At 58.8% G+C, this 18,576-nt stretch carries 14 protein-coding genes; 10 read left to right on the top strand and 4 right to left on the bottom strand.

Annotated features, from left to right (window positions below; translation table 11 throughout):
- Positions 1–92: 92 nt before the first annotated feature.
- From IPM54_23215 to IPM54_23205, 3 genes are all read right to left on the bottom strand, one after another.
- Positions 93–851 carry a glucose 1-dehydrogenase gene (locus IPM54_23215; GenBank protein ID MBK9262699.1) on the bottom strand — a complete coding sequence of 253 codons (759 nt, stop codon included), beginning with the start codon at positions 849–851 and terminating at the stop codon, positions 93–95.
- A gap of 42 nt (positions 852–893) precedes the next feature.
- Positions 894–1,841, bottom strand: coding sequence for a glycine--tRNA ligase subunit alpha (glyQ, locus tag IPM54_23210; protein MBK9262698.1), 948 nt, complete (start codon positions 1,839–1,841; stop codon positions 894–896).
- 66 nt (positions 1,842–1,907) lie between these two features.
- On the bottom strand, positions 1,908–3,452 hold the full coding sequence (locus IPM54_23205; GenBank protein ID MBK9262697.1) for an AMP-binding protein: 1,545 nt from the start codon (positions 3,450–3,452) through the stop codon (positions 1,908–1,910).
- A gap of 271 nt (positions 3,453–3,723) precedes the next feature.
- On the opposite strand from IPM54_23205, the gene IPM54_23200 reads away from it, so the two are divergent.
- The 4 genes from IPM54_23200 (at position 3,724) to IPM54_23185 (ending at position 9,069) form a co-directional block, all read left to right on the top strand.
- Positions 3,724–5,718 (top strand): glycoside hydrolase family 9 protein, encoded by a 1,995-nt coding sequence (locus IPM54_23200; GenBank protein ID MBK9262696.1) that lies wholly within the window; start codon positions 3,724–3,726, stop codon positions 5,716–5,718.
- 284 nt (positions 5,719–6,002) lie between these two features.
- Positions 6,003–7,538 carry a long-chain fatty acid--CoA ligase gene (locus tag IPM54_23195; protein MBK9262695.1) on the top strand — a complete coding sequence of 512 codons (1,536 nt, stop codon included), beginning with the start codon at positions 6,003–6,005 and terminating at the stop codon, positions 7,536–7,538.
- Between the two features lie 17 nt (positions 7,539–7,555).
- Positions 7,556–7,957, top strand: a complete 402-nt coding sequence (locus IPM54_23190) for a hypothetical protein (protein MBK9262694.1) — start codon at positions 7,556–7,558, stop codon at positions 7,955–7,957.
- Entirely contained in the window at positions 7,954–9,069 is a 1,116-nt protein-coding gene (locus IPM54_23185) for an alpha/beta fold hydrolase (GenBank protein MBK9262693.1), read from the top strand. Before IPM54_23190 ends, IPM54_23185 begins: the two co-directional genes overlap by 4 nt.
- A 145-nt stretch (positions 9,070–9,214) precedes the next feature.
- On the opposite strand, the gene IPM54_23180 is transcribed toward IPM54_23185, so the two are convergent.
- Entirely contained in the window at positions 9,215–10,882 is a 1,668-nt protein-coding gene (locus tag IPM54_23180; protein MBK9262692.1) for a hypothetical protein, read from the bottom strand.
- A 207-nt stretch (positions 10,883–11,089) separates the two neighbouring features.
- Between IPM54_23180 and IPM54_23175 the strand changes: the two genes are divergently transcribed.
- The 6 genes from IPM54_23175 to IPM54_23150 all read left to right on the top strand — a co-directional run bounded on the left by IPM54_23175 (position 11,090) and on the right by IPM54_23150 (position 18,530).
- On the top strand, positions 11,090–12,430 hold the full coding sequence (locus IPM54_23175) for a protein kinase (GenBank protein ID MBK9262691.1): 1,341 nt from the start codon (positions 11,090–11,092) through the stop codon (positions 12,428–12,430).
- Positions 12,417–13,385 carry a hypothetical protein gene (locus IPM54_23170; GenBank protein ID MBK9262690.1) on the top strand — a complete coding sequence of 323 codons (969 nt, stop codon included), beginning with the start codon at positions 12,417–12,419 and terminating at the stop codon, positions 13,383–13,385. Before IPM54_23175 ends, IPM54_23170 begins: the two co-directional genes overlap by 14 nt.
- Positions 13,386–13,405: 20 nt before the next feature.
- Positions 13,406–14,479, top strand: a complete 1,074-nt coding sequence (locus IPM54_23165) for a hypothetical protein (protein MBK9262689.1) — start codon at positions 13,406–13,408, stop codon at positions 14,477–14,479.
- 11 nt (positions 14,480–14,490) lie between these two features.
- Positions 14,491–14,859, top strand: coding sequence for a hypothetical protein (locus IPM54_23160; protein MBK9262688.1), 369 nt, complete (start codon positions 14,491–14,493; stop codon positions 14,857–14,859).
- A complete protein-coding gene (locus IPM54_23155; protein MBK9262687.1) occupies positions 14,829–16,619 on the top strand; it encodes a radical SAM protein in 1,791 nt (596 codons plus the stop codon). Before IPM54_23160 ends, IPM54_23155 begins: the two co-directional genes overlap by 31 nt.
- A 243-nt stretch (positions 16,620–16,862) precedes the next feature.
- Positions 16,863–18,530 carry a nitrite/sulfite reductase gene (locus IPM54_23150; GenBank protein MBK9262686.1) on the top strand — a complete coding sequence of 556 codons (1,668 nt, stop codon included), beginning with the start codon at positions 16,863–16,865 and terminating at the stop codon, positions 18,528–18,530.
- Positions 18,531–18,576: the final 46 nt, after the last annotated feature.

Genomic DNA, 18,576 nt, shown 5'->3' with positions numbered 1-18,576 from the left:
GAGTTCATGCGGCGGGTTTGCCCGTGGTATCGATTTGCACGCGGCGGGATTTCATGGCGGACGAATAGGTTTGTCCGAGCAAAATAAATTTGCTACTGCGCCAATAACCCGCCATCCAGCACGAGCTCCGCGCCCGTCACGAATTTCGCATCATCCGAAGCCAAGTATGCGACCGCTGCGGCCACGTCATTGGGTTCCCCGATGTGGCCCAGTGGAATCGCTCGCGATAAGCCTGCTCGCGCTTTTTCCTGATCCTTTGCCGCCGCAACGATTCCGTCCACCATCGGCGTATCGATGAACGCCGGATGCAAGGAATTGACTCGAATTCCATATTGTTTTCGTGCGCAATGCACCGCTACCGCTTTCGTCAACGTCCGCACCGCACCTTTGCTCGAACAATACGCAGCCAGCTTGGGATCGCCCACCATGCCCGCAATGCTCGATATGTTGATGATGCTGCCGCCCCTCTTTTTCATCAATCGAATGCCGTGTTTGCACCCTAAAAACGTGCCCTCCACGTTCACCGAATGCACGAATCGCCACTGCTCCAGCGTCGTCTCCTCGATGTCCGCAACAACGCCCACGCCCGCATTGTTGACTAAAATGTCGAGTTTTTCGTGAGCTGCGGCAATGGCATCGATGACCTCGATCCACGCCGCTTCTTTCGTCACGTCGAGCTCGCGAAAAATGGCCCGCTCACCAAGCTCTTGGGCAAGCGCCTGCCCGCCAGGGGCCACGCGATCGGTAATCCATACGAATGCACCTTCCGCATAGAGTCGCCGCGCCGAAGCTGCCCCAAGACCCGACCCACCGCCCGTAATCAGAGCGATCTTGCCTTCCAGCCTTCGCATGCGGGAGCCTCCCCGAAATGGATTGTTTTTTGAATGTATTCGTTATTCGGCCGCGAGTTTTTCTTGCTGCGGCAGGAGCGGAAATCCAAGCGCTTCGCGTTGTGCCAAGTAGCTTTCGGCCACGAGTCGCGCGAGCGCACGCACGCGCCCAATGAACCTTTGCCGTTCCGTCACGCTGATCGCCCCGCGTGCATCGAGCACGTTGAAACGATGCGCCGCTTTCACGACGAAATCGTACGCAGGCAATACGAGCGCCTTTTTCGCATCCGGCTTGGCGCCTTTCGCATGAGGATCGACGCCGCGGAAAAGCAGCCGCTTCGCTTCGCTCTCGTATTTGTCGAATGCCGCAAAGTGTTCGTCGATGTCGGCTTCCTCGAAATTGTACGTGGACCATTCCCATTCGGCGCGCTGGTACAATTCACCATAACGAACGACCTTGCCGCCCGAATTCGAATACACCACGTCGTAAATGCTGTCCTTGTCCTGCAAATACATCGCAATGCGTTCGAGCCCGTAGGTCAGCTCGCCCGATACCGGACGACAATCGATTCCGCCCACTTGCTGGAAATACGTGAATTGCGAAATCTCGAGTCCGTCAATCCAAACCTGCCAACCCAAACCCCAAGCACCGAGCGTCGGTGACTCCCAATCGTCCTCGATGAACCGAACGTCATGCTTGAGCGGGTCCGTGCCGAGCGCTCGGAGCGATTCGAGGTACAGGTCCTGAATATCGAGCGGGCTCGGCTTCAAGATGACTTGGAACTGGTGAAATTGCTGCATGCGGTTCGGGTTTTCCCCGTACCGACCATCGGCGGGACGACGAGACGGTTCGACGAACGCAACGTTCCAAGGCTCGGGCCCGAGCGCTCGCAAGAACGTCGCGGGGTTGTACGTGCCTGCGCCAACCTCGGAGTTGTACGGCTGCACGACGAGGCAACCACGCTCGGCCCAGAACTTTTGAAGGGTGAGGATGAGATCTTGGAACGTCATGGGAGGTGCACTCATACCTCACGCGCGACGGTTCGTCGATAGAAGGTGAACACGTCGTCGACGTCGTCACGCGTAGTCACGCGCAAGCTGCTTCTTGTCGATCTTGCCTGCGCCCGTGCGCGGCAACGACGCTGCGAACACGAACGACTCGGGCACCTTGTACTTCGCAAGCCGCGCGCGGCAGAACGTCCCGAGCGTTTCACGAAGCGCGGTTGAGTTTGTCCGGGCCGCTTCTCGAAGCACGACGATCGCTCGCGGCACTTGTCCCCACTTCGCATGCGCAACGCCGATGACCGCTGCTTCGATCACGTCGGGATGCGCCATGAGCACCGCTTCGACTTCGGCCGGATAGATGTTTTCCCCGCCCGAAATGATGAGATCCTTGCTGCGCCCCGCGATGAACACGTGACCTTCGTCGTCCTGTCGCGCGAGATCGCCCGTGCGTAACCAGCCACCCGCGAGCACGTCCGCCGTCGCCTTCGGAGCGTCCCAGTAGCCGCCAAACACGTGCGGACCTTGCAGCTCGAGCTCGCCCACGTCGCCCGGACAAACCGGAGCGCGTGCTTCATCCACGATGCGCATGTCCACGAAAAAGAGCGGCGCGCCGACGGATCCCACCTTGCGCCGAGCGTCCTCCGCAGGAAGCCAAAAGTTGTTCGGCCCCGCTTCGGTCAAACCGTATCCCGTCTTCAGATCGATGCCGCAGTCCCAATACGCGTGAAAAATGGGCTCGGGACACGGCGCGCCCCCGCTGATGCAAATGCGGAGCGCTCGAAGGGCTCCCTGGGCAAACTCTGCGGCCTGCGACAAACTCAGGAACATCGTTGGTACACCAAAGAAAATCGAAACACCTTTGGATGCGACCGACGCGAGAACTTCTTCGGGATCGAACGATCGGCACACGATGGACGTGCCGCCCGCGAAGACGAGCGGCGCCGTGAACACGTTGAGTCCTCCGGTGTGAAAAAGCGGCGCGTTGAGCAGCGTCACGTCCGAGGAAACGAGGCCAAAACTCGATACGGTGTTCACCGCATTGGCCGTCATGCTGCGGTACGTGAGCTTCGCGGCTTTGGGCGTACCCGTCGTACCGCCCGTTCCACAAAGAACCCACGGATCGTCCCATGCAACGTCGACCGGCGCAGGCTGCGCATCGGATGCGAGCGCGCGATCGGCAAAGTCGACGTCGTCGCCTCGTGCGCGCGCAGCTCCATCGAGCGCCACGAAGTTGCGTACGGACAAACCTTGCGTGGCTTGAAGCTCGGACGCGATGGGGGCAAACTCCTTGCCATAAGCAAGAATCGTGGGCGTAATCGTCGAAAGGTATAACGCAAGCTCGCGCGGCGTGAGCCGATGATTGAGCGGCGCGAAGATGGCGCCGAGTTTGGCGCAGGCAAACCAGACATCGAGCACGTCGACGTCGTTCAACGAAAGCACAGCGACGCGATCACCTTTATTCATGCCAAGGCGCTCGTGCAGAAAGTGTGCGGTTCGATTCGCCGAACGATTCCATTGGCGATACGTGATGGTTTGTCCACCATGCACATTGTCGATGAGCGCGACTTTGTTCGGTGAAAGGGCAGCGCGACGCGCGAGCCAGTCGGAGTGGTGCATGATGTGGTGCGGTTCGATCAATTCGTGCTGCTGAAGACGCGATATCGACATCATGATAACATCGCCGCGGAGGTTCTTCATGAAGCGTTCGCTCTTGGCTTGTTTTCCGCTGCTTTCATTCGTTCTCATCGCTGCATGCGACAGCAGTAGCACCACCGGCACTTCGACCAGCCCGAGCAGTTCCAGCTCGGGAGGTAGCGCAGGCGAAGGTGGTTCTGCAGGCGAAGGTGGAGCCAGCTCCTCATCGAGCAGCGGTGGCGGCTCGGCTGGAATGGGCGGCGCCGGCGGTGCTGGCGGCGCAATGGGCGGTGCTGGTGGCACGGGCGGCGCAATGGGAGGCGCTGGTGGTGCTGGCGGCGCAATGGGAGGCGCCGGCGGAATGGGAGGCAGTGGTGGATCGGGCGGAGGCATGATGCCCGTCAAGCCACCTCCGAGCCCTTACATCGTGGTGGATCAATTCGGATATTTACCCAATGCGCAAAAGATTGCCGTCATTCGCGACCCCGAGATGGGATTCGATGCCGCGCAAACGTTTTCACCCGGGGGCACGTACGCGCTCGTGAATGCGAATACGGGAGCACAAGTCGTCACGGGAGGCCTTACTCCGTGGAAAAACAGCATGGTCGACCCATCGAGCGGTGACAAGGTATGGTGGTTCGACTTTTCCGCGATAACCGCGCCCGGAACGTATTACGTGCACGATACGACGAACGACGTGCGTTCGCATGAATTGCGCATTGCGAATGACGTTTATCGCGACGTACTGAAAGCAGCCGTTCGCACGTTCTTCTATCAGCGAGCGGGCCACGAAAAGAAAGCGGAGCATGCGGGAGCTGCATGGGCCGATGGAGCGAGCCATTTGGGCCCGCTGCAAGACAAGAATTGCCGGCGGTACAACGCTCCGAACGACGCAGGAACGGAGCGCGATTTGTCCGGAGGTTGGTACGACGCGGGCGATTACAACAAGTACACGAATTGGACGGCGCGGTACGTGACGACGTTGCTTCAAGCATACAGCGAAAACAAGGTTGCATTCACCGACGATTATGGAATTCCCGAATCGGGCAATGGCATCCCCGACATCGTGGACGAAGTCAAGTGGGGCATGGATTGGCTCGTGCGCATGCAAAATGCAAATGGCTCGGTGCTCAGCATCGTCGGCGTCGCGCACGCAAGTCCACCATCGGCGGCGACGGGGCCGAGTCTTTATGGCACGGCGAGCACGTCGGCGACCTTGAGCGCAGCGCTGGCATTTGCCTATGGATCGAAAGTATTCAGGTCGCTGAACAATCCGGCGCTCACGGCGTATGCCGACGATTTGGTGGCGCGCGCAGAAAACGCATGGAACTGGGCGAATGCGAATCCGAACGTGACGTTCTACAACAACGACAACAATTCCGGCACCGCAGGGCTCGGCGCGGGACAACAAGAAACGGACGATTATGGCCGGTTGAGCAAAAAAGTGGAAGCGGCCGCGTACCTTTTCGAGGCGACAGGGAAACCGACCTATCGCCAATTCGTCGATAGCAACTACATGCAAATCCACTTGATGCAGTGGAGCTTCGCGTATCCGTTCGAAACCGAGCAACAGGACGCGCTTCTTTATTACGCGAAATTGCCGGGGGCGACGGCGGCAGTCTCGCAAGCGATTCTGAATACGTACAACAGCGCGATGAACGGCAATGAGAACTTCGGTGCCATGACGAACGAGACGGATCCCTATCGCGCGTACCTCAAAGATTACGTTTGGGGTAGCAATGGGACGAAGTCGCACCAAGGTAACATGTTTTGGAACATCATTACGTTCGGTGTCGACGCGACGAAATATGCCGCTGCCGAGCAGGCTGCTGCGCGCTACGTGCATTACTTGCACGGCACGAACCCGTTTGGGCTCGTGTTCCTGTCGAATATGTCCGGCTTCGGAGCGGAGAACAGCGCAAACGAGTTTTACCATGCATGGTTCGAAAACGGCAGCGCGAAGTGGGATCGCGTCGGTCAATCGACCCACGGTCCGGCTCCGGGTTTTCTGACGGGCGGACCCAACCCGAGCTACAATTGGGATGGTTGCTGCCCGGGCGGATGCGGGAGCCCTCAAAACAACGCCATTTGCACATCGGAGACCATTTCGCCACCCAAAGGTCAACCGGCGCAAAAGTCGTACAAGGACTTCAATACGAGCTGGCCGCTCAATTCTTGGTCCGTGACCGAAAACTCCAATGGTTACCAAGTGGCCTACATACGGCTCCTGTCCAAATTCGTGAAGTAACGGCCTCGAAGCATCTGACGCCCACGACTCGCGCCTGCAACCCGCTCCTGATCCTACTCAGGCACATTGCACAACGCAAAGCTTTGGGAGTTGCTTGATTTCTCGGCGCTGCGGCGGGGGCCCCGCTGTTCGAGCCGCCGAAGGCGGCGAGTTCGGGGTGCCGCATGTGCCGAGAAATCAAGCCTCCCAAAGCGCCAAAACGAAGATGGCAACGTCGCACGAACAAATCGTTTTTGCGGAGCGCTTGACGGCCACCGAGCGGTGGCGTAACGATTCGTCTCGACATGTACATCGGCGATTGGATGGAGCGGGGCGAGCGGTATTTCCCGGATGCGCTCGCGGTCGTAGACGTAGCCAAAGGCGATGCTGGTCGCTTTACGTACCGGGAGATGAACCGACGGGCCAACCGATTGGCCGCGTACTTGCGCGACGAAGTTGGCATCGGTCGAGGCGATCGCGTGGGCGTGCTCGCGATGAACTGCGTCGAGATCCTCGATGCATTCTTCGCATGCGGCAAGCTGGGCGCGATTTTGGTTCCGTTCAATTGGCGAAGCCACCCACGTGAAATCGAAACATTGGTGCACAAGACCAATCCAAAAGTCTTGATATTCGATGACGATTTTCGCGCAGGCATTGCGGAAATCGCTCCATCGTGCACCAACGTCAAAGTGTGGATGCACCTCGGAGGTGATGGCATCCCGTCGAGTTTGCCGTATGGAAAAACGCTCGAAGGACGCGATGCACGGGCGGTTTCGAACGACGCCGTTTCAGAAGAAGACATCGTGTGTTTGCTTTTTACAGGCGGAACGACAGGTTTGCCCAAGGGCGCGCAGATCTCGTATCGAATGATTGCGTGGAATACGCTGAACACGGTCATTCACGAGCTCGCGCGGGGCGATGTGACGATTACGCACACGCCGATGTTTCACACCGGAGCGCTCTTCGTTTACACCCTGCCCCTTTTGACGCTGGGCGGGACCGTGGTGATCATGCGCAAGTGGACCGCGGACGACATGCTGGCGCTCATCGAACGCGAACGAGCAACGGTGCTCTTCTGCGTGCCGACGCAATACCAAATGATGATGCAATCGCCTCGGTTTGCAGCGGCAAACCTTTCGAGCTTGCGGTTTTTCACGAGCGGCGGGGCGCCCTTGCCCGTACCCATTTTACGCGAATATCGCGACAAACACGGCGTCGTGTTCAAGCAAGGGTTTGGCATGACCGAATTCGGCCCGGGCATTTTCTCCATGGGCCCGGAATTCGCCGAAACGAAGGCAGGGAGCATCGGCAAACCCAATTATTTCGTCGACGTACGAATCGTCGATGAAGACAATCGGCCGGTGCCCGTGGGTGAAGTGGGTGAGCTCGTGCTGAAGGGCCCGAGCGCATGTTCGGGATATTTCGACGACCCCGAAGCGACGAAAAAATCCATTGACGCCGACGGTTATTTTCATACGGGCGACATGGCTCGAGTGGACGCCGACGGGTTTTACTTCATCGCCGATCGAAAGAAGGACATGTTCATTTCGGGCGGTGAAAACGTCTACCCTGCGGAAATCGAAGCTGTTTTGCACGAGCATCCAGCCGTCGCATCGTGCGCGGTGATTGGTATTCCGGATGAAAAATGGGGCGATGTGGGTCGAGCGATCGTGGTGAAAAAGGCGAATGCAACGGTGTCGGAAGACGAGCTGCTCGCATTCTGTCGTGATCGCATGGCCAAATACAAGGCGCCCAAGTCGGTGATTTTCGTGGACGCCATGCCGCTCACGGCCGCAGGTAAAATTTCCAAATTGGACCTTCGAAAAGAGTACGCGCACTGATTGCCCGAGCAGATGGAGTGACGAAGGTGGGAGAATCGAATGCCAAGCCGAAACTATTGACCCGCGCCGTGAAAACCGTGGGTCGATTGCTCGGTCCGACGACGAAGACGGGTCAGGTATTTGGGTTCGTCGAAAAAAACATGACTCGCGTCTTCGATCGCTTGGGCCAAAGCGATACGTACCTCGATTTGGTCGGCCGCGCGATGAGTCAGAATTTCCGGTCCCAAGCGCAGGTCAAATCACTCCAAGAAAACGTGCTGCATGCAATGCGATTGCCGACGGCGACGGAGGTCGAAGCGCTCCGTCGTGACGTGAGGTCGCTGCACGACCAAATGGAGGCGCTCAGCACGCAGCTCGAAGTCGTGCTCGAATCGCTGGAAAAGAAGCAATCAACGGGCGCGAAGGAGGAAACTCCATGAGCATTTTCGAGACGACCCGGGAAGTGGGATCGTTTTTGAGGTCGAACGTCGAGATCGCCGGCGAAATGCTCAAGGCGGCTCGGGCTGGCGCGATCAGCCCTTACCATTACATGAAACCGCTCATTTTGCGAGCGGCAGAATTGGGCGAACCGCCTCTTGCGCCCACACCTTACGAAGTCGTGTACACGAAAGGCCAAATGCGCCTTTTGCATTACGCTCCGGAAAAGCGAAAGCACCAAACGCCAATTTTGTTCATCTATTCGCTGATCAATCGATGGTACATCCTCGATTTTTTGCCAGGCCGGAGCCTCATCGAATTCATGGTGAAGCAGGGATTCGATGTCTACGCCATCGATTGGGGCACGCCTGGTCCGGACGAACGTCATATTGGTTGGGATGACGTTGCCAACGTGCTCATCAAAAACGCCGTGAAGTGGACGTTACGCAAAAGCGGCGCCAAAGACCTCACAATGTACGGCTATTGCATGGGCGGGACGATGGCGCTCGCATACGCCGCGCTGCATCCGGACGGCATTCGCAATTTCGTGGCACAAGCGACGCCCGTGGACTTTCACGAGGGTGGAATGTTTGCCGCATGGACCGCTCCGCATCGATTCGACGTGGATGCGCTCGTCGATGCGCATGGCAATGTGCCCATCCCGCTCATGGAGACCGGTTTTTCGTCGATGGCGCCCGTTCAACGCATGACGAAATGGCTCGAAGTGTTCCGAAAAATCGACGACAAGGATTTCGTCATGACGTTTGTCGGCATGGAACATTGGGCCGCGGACAACGTCGAATTCCCTGGCGAGATTTATCGGCAATACATCAAGGACTGCTACCAATACAACAATTTCTGCCATGGTCGGATGCAGGTCGGCGGGCGCACGGTGAACCTTGGAAACATCACCTGTCCCGTTTTGACGATCATTGCCGAAAACGACCCCATCGCGCCGCCCAAATCGAGCGAAATACTGAATACGCTCGTGAAGTCAACCGATAAAGAAATCATGCGATTTCCTGTGGGCCACATAGGTTTGTCCACATCGAGCAAGGGCCCGAAAATGATTTGGCCGAAAGTGGCCAATTGGATCGGTCAACGGTCCATTTGACGATGGACCTGGACGATGGCCCCGAATGAGAGGTCTCGGCTCAATTTCCGGCGCTCGCGCGGGGGGGCCCCATTGTTCGAGCCCGCGAAGCGGGCGAGTTTGGAGTCCCGCGAGTGCCGGAAATTGGGCTGAGGCCTCGGGGTTCTCACCAAACGACGGGCACAGGGACGCCGCGATCGTCGAGCGTCCCATCACCAAGCTCGCCCAAGTGATTGGTGCCCCAACAACGCACTTCGCCGTCGTTCAGCGTGGCGCACGTGTGCGCACCATGCGCCGACGAGATCGAACGCACCCCGGACAAACCACTCACGGCCACGGCCGTTGGATGCGCCGTCTTCGTCCCGTCACCAAGTTGGCTATGCGAATTGTCGCCCCAGCACTTCACAGCTCCGCCTTCGAGCAGTGCACAGGAATGGTCGGAACCAAGAGCGAGCGCCGCTGCAGTCGTGATGTCTGCAACCCAAACGGATTCGGTGCGTGCAGTCGTCGTGCCATCGCCCAATTGGCCTTTTGCATTGTCGCCCCAACAGCGCACGGAGCCACCATCCACGATCACGCACCCATGCCTTGCACCAAGCGCGATGGCACTCGCCCCTTCGATGCCTTTGACTGCCACGAGACGCGGCGAGGGCTTGGGACCAAACTTTGGTTTTTCCGGGGTGCTCGGGACAAACGCTGTACCTAGCTGCCCGCTGTCGTCTTCACCAAAGCACCCAACGCGACCTCCACGCCACAAAACGCAACCATGACGCACGCCTAGCACGACAGCGGATGCACCGGTGATGCCCGACAGCAGCGTCGGAGGACCACCGGGTTGGGCATGTGAAACCTGTGGTTCGTCGGGACCAACCTTGGGTTTGCCAGCCGAAGGTGCAAGCGGGCGCGGTGGCGGACCACCGAGAGCATTGGCATCACCGCGGCCCCAGCACATGACCTTGCCGTCGGCGACGATGGCGCACGTGTGATCATCGCCCGCGGCGATGGCCGTTGCATTCGCGATTCCGAGCACTTGCGTCGGCGGGCGCGGTCCTTCGATGGTGCCGTCGCCAATTTGTCCGAACCCATTGGCGCCCCAGCATATGACCGTTCCGTCATCGAACCTCGCGCACGAGTGCGCTGCGCCAAGCGCGAGCTCCGCGGCACCCATGATCCCAGGTACGGCGGACGTTCCTCGCGCTCCTCGACGTGATCCTCCGGCGCCGAAACATCGCACCGTGCCGTCGTCGAAGAGCACGCACGTGTTCGTGCCGCCAGCGAAAGCGCCCTTGATGCCAAGACAACTCGCGTTCGTGCAAATCGGTTTGCTCGCGGGGCACATGTCGTTTGCCCATTGCCCTTCTTCGCTGCACGTCGCGACAGCACGAGCATCGCAACGTTTGGCTCCGGGCAAACACACACCGCACGCGCCGCGACCGTTGCACACGCCATCCGCGCCGCATGTTCGTCCAACTTCGACCGGCACATGCGCAGCCGCACCTTCCTTGCATGCGGCTTTGGTGCACGGGTTGCCGTCGTCGTTCGGCAAGTCGATGTCGTCGCTTATCTCCATCATCTGCCCGTTGCCGTCGCACACCCGCATTCGGCAATCGTTGCCAACTTGCGCGTCGATCACCGTGTTGTACGCAGCGTTCACCATCAGGCAGCGCTGCTCGAAACACGTGGACACGACGCAAGGTTCGTTCGAGGGCGGACAATCGAACTCCTCCGTGCAAAGGATGTTCGTCTCGCTTGTGGGTGTTTTCGTTTTCAGGCTACATCCGGAGACATCGACCGTCACGAGCACAGCAGTGACCGTCAGAGCGACTGCGCTCACACGACGCACGATGCATGCACGCACGCGCGGCAACGCCAAAGCCTGCACTCGAATCCACATTGCAACGCGCGACTGTACCGAAGACTTTCTTTGTTCCGCAACCTGTTCGTCGGAAGATCACGCATCGGATGACCACGCGATGCTTGGCACATGCGCGGCGCTGCTGTATCGTTCGAGCGCTGTAGCCTTCGCCCTTCTGCACGACTGATGAGCACTTCGAGCGATAGCCACGGCGGCCGCTTCGTACCTCGCGTCGGGGCGATAGTCGCCGGCAAATACCGTATCGAGCGCAAGCTTGGCGAAGGCGGCATGGGCCTCGTCGTCGCTGCAAGTCACTTGTCGCTCGGCGGTCAGGTTGCGCTGAAGTTTCTGACGCAAGGCGACGAGCTTCGACAAGATGCCGTGACTCGATTCACGCGTGAAGCGCAGAGTGTTGCTCGCATCAAGAGCGAACACGTCGCCCGCGTGCTCGACATGGGCAAACTCGATTCGGGCGATCCGTTCATCGTGATGGAGCTGCTCGAAGGAACCGACTTGCACAAGTTGGTCCGGAAGAACGGTCCGCTTCCCGTTACGGATGCCGTCGAGTACGTGTTGCAAGCGGCCGAGGGCGTGGCCGAGGCGCATGCGATGGGCATCGTGCATCGAGATCTCAAGCCCGCCAACTTGTTTCTCTCGCATAAACCGGATGGTTCACCGTTTGTCCGCGTGCTCGACTTTGGAATTGCAAAGAACATCCAAGCTCAAAAAGAAGCGGGTGACGTGAGTTTGACCGTGGGCACGGATGTTCTCGGGTCGCCGCTCTACATGTCGCCCGAGCAAATACGAAATCCGAAAGACGTCGATCCTCGCGCCGACGTCTGGTCTTTGGGCACGATCCTCTACAAACTGCTCACGGGGCGCGCGGCTTTCGAGGCGGACAATCCTTCGGCGAGCTTGGCGATGATCGTCATGGAGGAACCGACGCCTTTGCGGAAGTTTCGCCCTGACGTACCGCCAGAGCTCGAAGCGGTGATTCACCGTTGCCTGGAAAAGAAGCTCGATCGAAGATACCAGACCGTCGATGAGCTTGCGTGCGCGCTGCTCCCGTTTGTCCCGGCACGGCATCGAGAACGTCCATGGGTGCCCGTGACGACGTTTGCAGCAACGAGCGTCATGCCGCAGATTGCAGCTCCGCCCGAGCAACCTGCTGCGCCCCCGCGACGATCCTCGACGATGATCGCGGCTCTTGCAGCATCGCTCACGGCGCTGGCACTCGCGGTCGCGATGGTCGTGTGGGTCGTCGCATCGCCTGCTGCAGAGTCCAAAACTGCGGATACAGTGACGAGTGCCATGACAGCTCCCACACCGGAAAGCATTCCGACGGCCAGCGCGAGCGCCGAAGCCATTATGACGAATGCGAGTGCAATGGTCGAGGTCGCGGTTCCAGCGGTTTCCGCCATGCCTGCGACGAGTATCGCGACGCCGCCCGTGGTCAGCACACCTGCCGCTCCGGTAAGGGCGCCCAAACCTCCCATTAGGAACGACGCGCTCGATGACCGCCTTTGAGCATATTTTAGGGGGCGTCTTGGCGTCCGCGATCTTGTTGTCTCCCGCGGTCCTGCACGCGGCGGACGGCAAATCTCCGGCCGTCACTGCAATGGCCGAAGCGTTGTTCAAAGAAGGCAAAAAGCTGCTTGCCGAATCGAAGGTTGCGGAGGCGTGCCGCAAGTTCGAGAGCAGTTATCGAATCGATCCGGCGCCGGGCACGCTGCTCAATCTTGCGATTTGTCACGAAAAAGAAGGAAAATTGGCGACGGCCTGGGGCGAATTCAACGAATCGGTTCAAATTGCCAAAAAAACCAGGCGCGCTGATCGATTGAAGATCGCGCGAGAACACATTTCGGCGATCGAGCCGCTTTTGTCGCGGTTTGTCGTGCTCATACCCGATGATGGGGCAAAGATTGGGCTCACCGTGGAAATGGACGGTGTGCCGCTCGAAGAAGGCGCTTGGGGCACGGCGATTCCAATCGATCCGGGCGAGCACAAAGCGGTCGTACGAGCGCCAAAGCACAAGACTTGGGAAAAGCTGGTCGTCGTCGAGCACAGCAAGGTGGCAACGGTGGTCGTACCGAAGCTCGAGCGAATACCCGATCCCAAGCCGCCGGACGTGGGTGGTCGATGGAAAAAGCCCGTAGGATTTTCGGCGCTGGGCGTATCTGCGGTCATGCTTGGGATTGGCGGGTATTTTGGGGGCCGGGCGCTTTCATTGGGTGGCGAAGTCGCTGCCGAATGCGACGATCTCGTCTGCAGCGACTCCACATGGCAAAAGATTGACGAAGGTCGCGGGGCCGCGACGGCGTCGAACGTACTGATTGGAGTAGGGCTTGCGGCGGCCGCGGCCGGAACGTTTTTCCTGATTACTGCCCCGCCCGCCGTGAAAGAAGCTCCAGCCACGACTGCATTTCTGCGTTTTTCAGTTGGGCCCGAGCGACAGTTTTTGGGGATTGGGGGAACATTTTGAACCGCAACGTATCTTTGCACATGCTTTGCGGAGGCGCCGTCATCGCACTCGTGGGCATTGGATGCGCGACGATTGCGGGACTCGATGAAGACTTCGAGCGCGCTCCGGTTTGCAATCCCGTCGTGCCACCTGCGCCGCCGAAAGTAACCAACGCGGGCGACGACGTCGAATTCGTCACCGCAATTCGTACGATCGATCTCGACGAGGAAGACGATACGCCACGTTTTGGCTACGACCTCGACGGCAAATGCACGTGCACGTTCGACGGCCCAAGCTGCAAGCGTCCTGCATTCGTGGACGTGAAAAAGGACACGTGCGACGATACACGTGGCATCGACAATGGTGGAGGCGTTGCGCTTGCGCGTATCAATGCGCTGGCCGCTGGCGCGATATCGAGCATCGTCATCAATGAAGGGGCCACGCAAGGGCTTTGGACGTTGCTCATTCGAGTGAGCAAGTATTCGGGAACGGCCAATGACGACAGCGTGACGGTTGCCGTTTATGAAACGCCCGGCATGACCGCGCCAGCTTGGAATGGCACCGATGCGTGGCCCGTATCGAACGATTCGGTCGGCGGTTCGGGGAGCGTCGACGAGCCGCTCGTCGTCGATGAAGCGGCCTATGTACGCGATGGATTGCTCGTCGCCCGTATGCCGCAATTGAAAATGAGGTTTCGGGCCGAGGCGGTCGATCTGGTGATGAGCGTGATAAACAATACGATGACTGCAAGAATCGTCGAAGCGAGCGGCGGGAAATTCCGCCTCACGGAAGGCACGATGGCGTCCAAGTGGACGCATTCGAACATGTTCAAGGCGCTCAATGAATTTCGATATGGTCCCGCGACATCGAACAAGTTTTGCCGCGACGACATCATATATCTCCAGGTCAAGAACATGTTTTGCTCGGCAACCGATATCCTCGAGGCGGAAGGACCCAATGACGGCAGCGAATTCTGTGATGCCATTTCCTTGGGCCTGCGATTCGACACCGAATCGGCCATGCTCGGCCCGGTTTCTCCCCCCTTGGCTGCTCCGTCCGACCCGTGTAAGCAAGGATTCGAGCCATCGAGCGATAGTTGCGGCAGCCCTGAATGATCGATCCTTCCATGACTTCGACTGAATCATTACAAGCATTGGCCGATGCGCTCTGGACCTCGCTGCAGCGCGAATTCGGGGGCCCGTCGTTTCCCAATCCCGAGGGGTATCACTGCAAGGGAGCCCGGCTGCGCACATTCCGACAAACCGTGCCCGTCGTTGAATTCACGCGCGGAGCGGAGACGCTTTCGTTCATCGTCACTCCGACGAATCCTGCGGAACCTGCTTATCGGCGGTCGGCTCATTACGATATCGTGTATTTTTCGGAAGACGTGGCGGATTCCGAGCAATCACGCATTTACGCGCGAGATCGCGGGATGATCGATCGATTTGCAGCGTGGGTGCAGAAATGGGATCAAGCGAGTGGGGCGCGCACGTGAGTGACGCGCCGCTCGTACGTGCGCCGCAAACGATAGAAATGGCGCTCGTCCCATTACGCCTCGGAGGGTTTTCCTGCAAAGCGCTGTTGCTCGACGGGGAAGACCGCTTGACGGCGCGATTCGAAGCTCGAGGAAGCGCGGATTGGGTCGAAGTGTCGGTCGTGCCGCTCGAAACGCCAGGGCCCGTATTTCGGCGACTCGAGCGATGTGCCGTGCGTTATCGAGGTGCTTTGGCCGTACGGACGCCCGAGCGGCGTGAAGAAGTCTCGCGGCTCGTGATGGCCGTGGCGATGTCGATCGATACGCTTTTGGGCCTTCACCCAGGAAAAACCATTGCAGAAGCGCTTGGGCGAAGACGCGAGACGGGAAAGTGGATATTCGGGCGTGAATCCCTTCGCGCAATGCTTTCTCCGGAAATCGTGGAAGGCTCTGTTGCGGCCGAAGGTTTCGCCTTGTGCGACGTGTATCCAAGCTCGTATTTGCAAAAATCACACGAGGCGCTGCTCGATTTGGTGCTCGATTTTCGGCGTGAATCCGATGGGCGGCGCCTCTTGCTCATCGTGGGTCGCCGTGACGATTCGAAACCAGCGTTTGCCACGACAGCTCATTTTTCGGTAAAACACTTGTCGCTTGGAGCCGTCGATCCTCCCGGTGCGGACGCCGTGCGATCGCTGGTCGGTTTTCTGCTTCAATTGCGCGACCACGAAGGCCTGGAAGTGGTTTTTCCGGACGTCATGGCCGATGTCGCTCCGGCACTTTTGCCAGAAAAGACGGTCGTGGAGGATCGTCCCGACGAAGTGCTCAATTTGGCGATCGATGCCGAATGCGAGCAATCGTGCGCGTTTTGTTCGATCAAGGAAACGGCACCGGCCGAAGATGGTGGGGATCGCGCGCTTGCGCGATTGCTTGCGGATTTGGTATCGAATCGGCAGCGTGGCGTGCGCAAAGTACGCATCAATGGATACGATCCGCTCGGATTTTCACGCATCGTGGAATTGCTTCGCCGAACGAAGGATCTTGGATACACGGAAGCGCATGTGTTTTCACCGTGTACGCGGCTTGCGGATTCGGAGTTTTGTCGTGAAGTCCTGGATTCGCTGCCCGAAATGAAACGATTTCACGTTCCGCTGTATTCGACGCACGCCGAGGTGCACGATCGCATCGTCGGGAGGGCGGGAGCATTCGATCTCGTCACGCGGGCGCTCGATAACTTGCTCGCACGACTGGAGCCGCAAAACATTTGGATTTTGCATGTGGTCACCAAAGAAGGCCTCGGCGAGGTCGATGAATTGGCGCGTTTCGCATCGTCGCGGGGGCTTGCATTTCATCCGCACATGCCCTACCCGAGCTTCGAATCGCGGGCGGACCGGTATTTCACGTCGGCGCCGCGAATGACGGACGTGGCGGAGGCCCTGGTAAAACCGCTCGTTCGAGGACATCGATTGTCCGTGCAGGGAGTCGTTCCGTGCGTGGTATTCGAGCGCATGCGTAATGAGCGTGTTCCTTTGCGGGTTTGGCTCGACGCACCCGATCAAAAGCCGCCTTTGCCGGGAACGGAATACCGTGACGAGCGATTTCGGCATCGCGCGGGGGAAGCGGAACATGCTGCATTTCACGCTTCATCGGTGCCGTGTCCACATGAAGGCAAATGTGTATTGGCGTCGGCGTGCCCGAGCGAAGTGCTGCGCAGTTATGCGGAGCTGTACGGGCTCGACGAGCTGCGTCCGGTGTCGCTGAGGGACCTGGTCGAGGCGTCGTAGGCTACCGCAGAAGGTGCCAGGCACTTTTTGCGCTTGAACGCCCAGCCTGCACCTGCTTTTTCCGGCGCACGCACTGGAAAAAGCAGGCACAGACTTCGATTCCATCGCAACAGAAGCAAAAAACGGGCTTTTCAAAAGGTGCCAACCATCTTTGAATGTGATTCATGCTACACATTTGTGCGCCCTCAGCTTCATAATTCTCCCACTTGACGCGTCGGAAAAGTGGGAGATATACTCGAGGCCATGACTTCTGACGATACGTCACGTTTACAACAAGCGTTGGACGACTACGCGCAGGCCATCGAGCGGTACAAGCGCGGCGAGATCTCGGCTGATCAGTTCCGTCCACTGCGCTTGGGCATGGGCGTGTACGCGCAGCTCGCGCACGTGAAGCACATGCAACGCATCAAGGTGCCGGGTGGACGGATGACCGCTGCGCAGTTGGATGCTGTAGCCGAAGTTACGGAAAGGTGGGCGCTGGGCCTCGCGCACGTGACGACGCGGCAGGACATTCAGCTCCACCACCTGGACATTGAGGAAACGGTCGAGGTTCAGCGGGTGCTGGGTGCGGCGGGCGTGGTGACGGTCGGGGCGTGTGCGGATACGGTGCGCAATGTGACGGCGTCGCATTTGGCAGGTGTGGTTGCCGACGAAGTATTCGACGTGACGCCGCACGCGCATGCGATCACGCAATACTTTTTGTATCATCCGCACAACCGGAAGCTGCCGCGAAAATTCAAAATAGGTTTGTCCGGGAGCGTTCACGATCATGCGCAAGTCATGATCAACGACTTGGGTTTGTTTGCCCGCGAAACGGACGCGGGACGCGGGTTTGCCGTGTACGTGGGCGGAGGGCTGGGGTCGACGCCGGAAATTGCTCATTTGTGGCGAGACTTCGTGCCCGAAAAGCAAGTGCTCGCGGCGTGCGATGCCGTGATTCGCGTGTTTTTCCGCGATGGCGAACGAAAAAACCGCAAGAAAGCGCGGATCAAGTTCTTGCTGCGTAAACTCGGCGAAAAAGCATTCTTCGAACGGCTCGACGAAGAATTCGCAAAAATCGAGGCCGAGGAAGGCGAAAAGATCGCCGCAGAGCTCGATCGACGCTTGGCCGAATGGAAAGACGAAGAAGCGCCGCCCCAGCCGCCGGGTGGTGTGGTGATTGGCGATCATGCTTTCGCGCGCTGGAAAGCGACGAATACGATCGTGCAAAAACAACCAGGATATCGCGTCGTGACGATAAAACTGCCGCTCGGGGACATCACGGCGCAGCAGATGCGAAGTCTGGCCGAATTTTGCCGTCAATATGGCAATGGTGAAGTGCGTACGACGAATACGCAGAATTTCATCATGCGCTGGGTGCCCGAAGGTAATCTGGTAGCTCTCCACCGAGCGCTCACGCTGGTGAACCTTGCCGAGCCGGACGCCGACCATATCACCGACATCGTCGCTTGCCCTGGCGCGGATTATTGTTCGCTGGCGATTACCAAGAGCATGGCCGTGGGAGCGCGCGTACGCGAGCATCTTGCCGAGGGAAATTCGCGCGTGGATGTCGACGATCTCGTTCGCGGCATTGGGCCATTCAACATCAAGATATCCGGATGTCCCAATTCATGCGGGCAGCACCACGTGGCCGACATTGGTATGACGGGCCTGATGGTCAAAGGCAAAGATGGCGTCGAGCGGCCGCATTATTCGCTGCGCGTGGGTGGCGGATGTGGGCCGGATGCGCGCATTGGTGATCGCTTGGACGGGCGTGTGCCGGAAGAGGAAACGCCAAAAGTCATCGCGGCCATTGCCAAATATTACCTTTCCGATCGCGCTTCGGGCGAAAGCTTCCGTGAATTCGTGGCGCGCAAAGGTGCGACAGAAATTTCGCGCATCGGATTCTCTGCCGCGACCGATATCATTTGAACACAGGCGCATCCGAGCATGATAACGTCGCGCATGGAGGTGTCCC

This window comes from Polyangiaceae bacterium, from assembly GCA_016715885.1.
Taxonomy (GTDB): Bacteria; Myxococcota_A; Polyangia; order Polyangiales; family Polyangiaceae; genus Polyangium.
The sequence above is the reverse complement of the archived record's forward strand: the minus strand, read 5'-3'. Positions and strand labels throughout refer to the sequence as shown.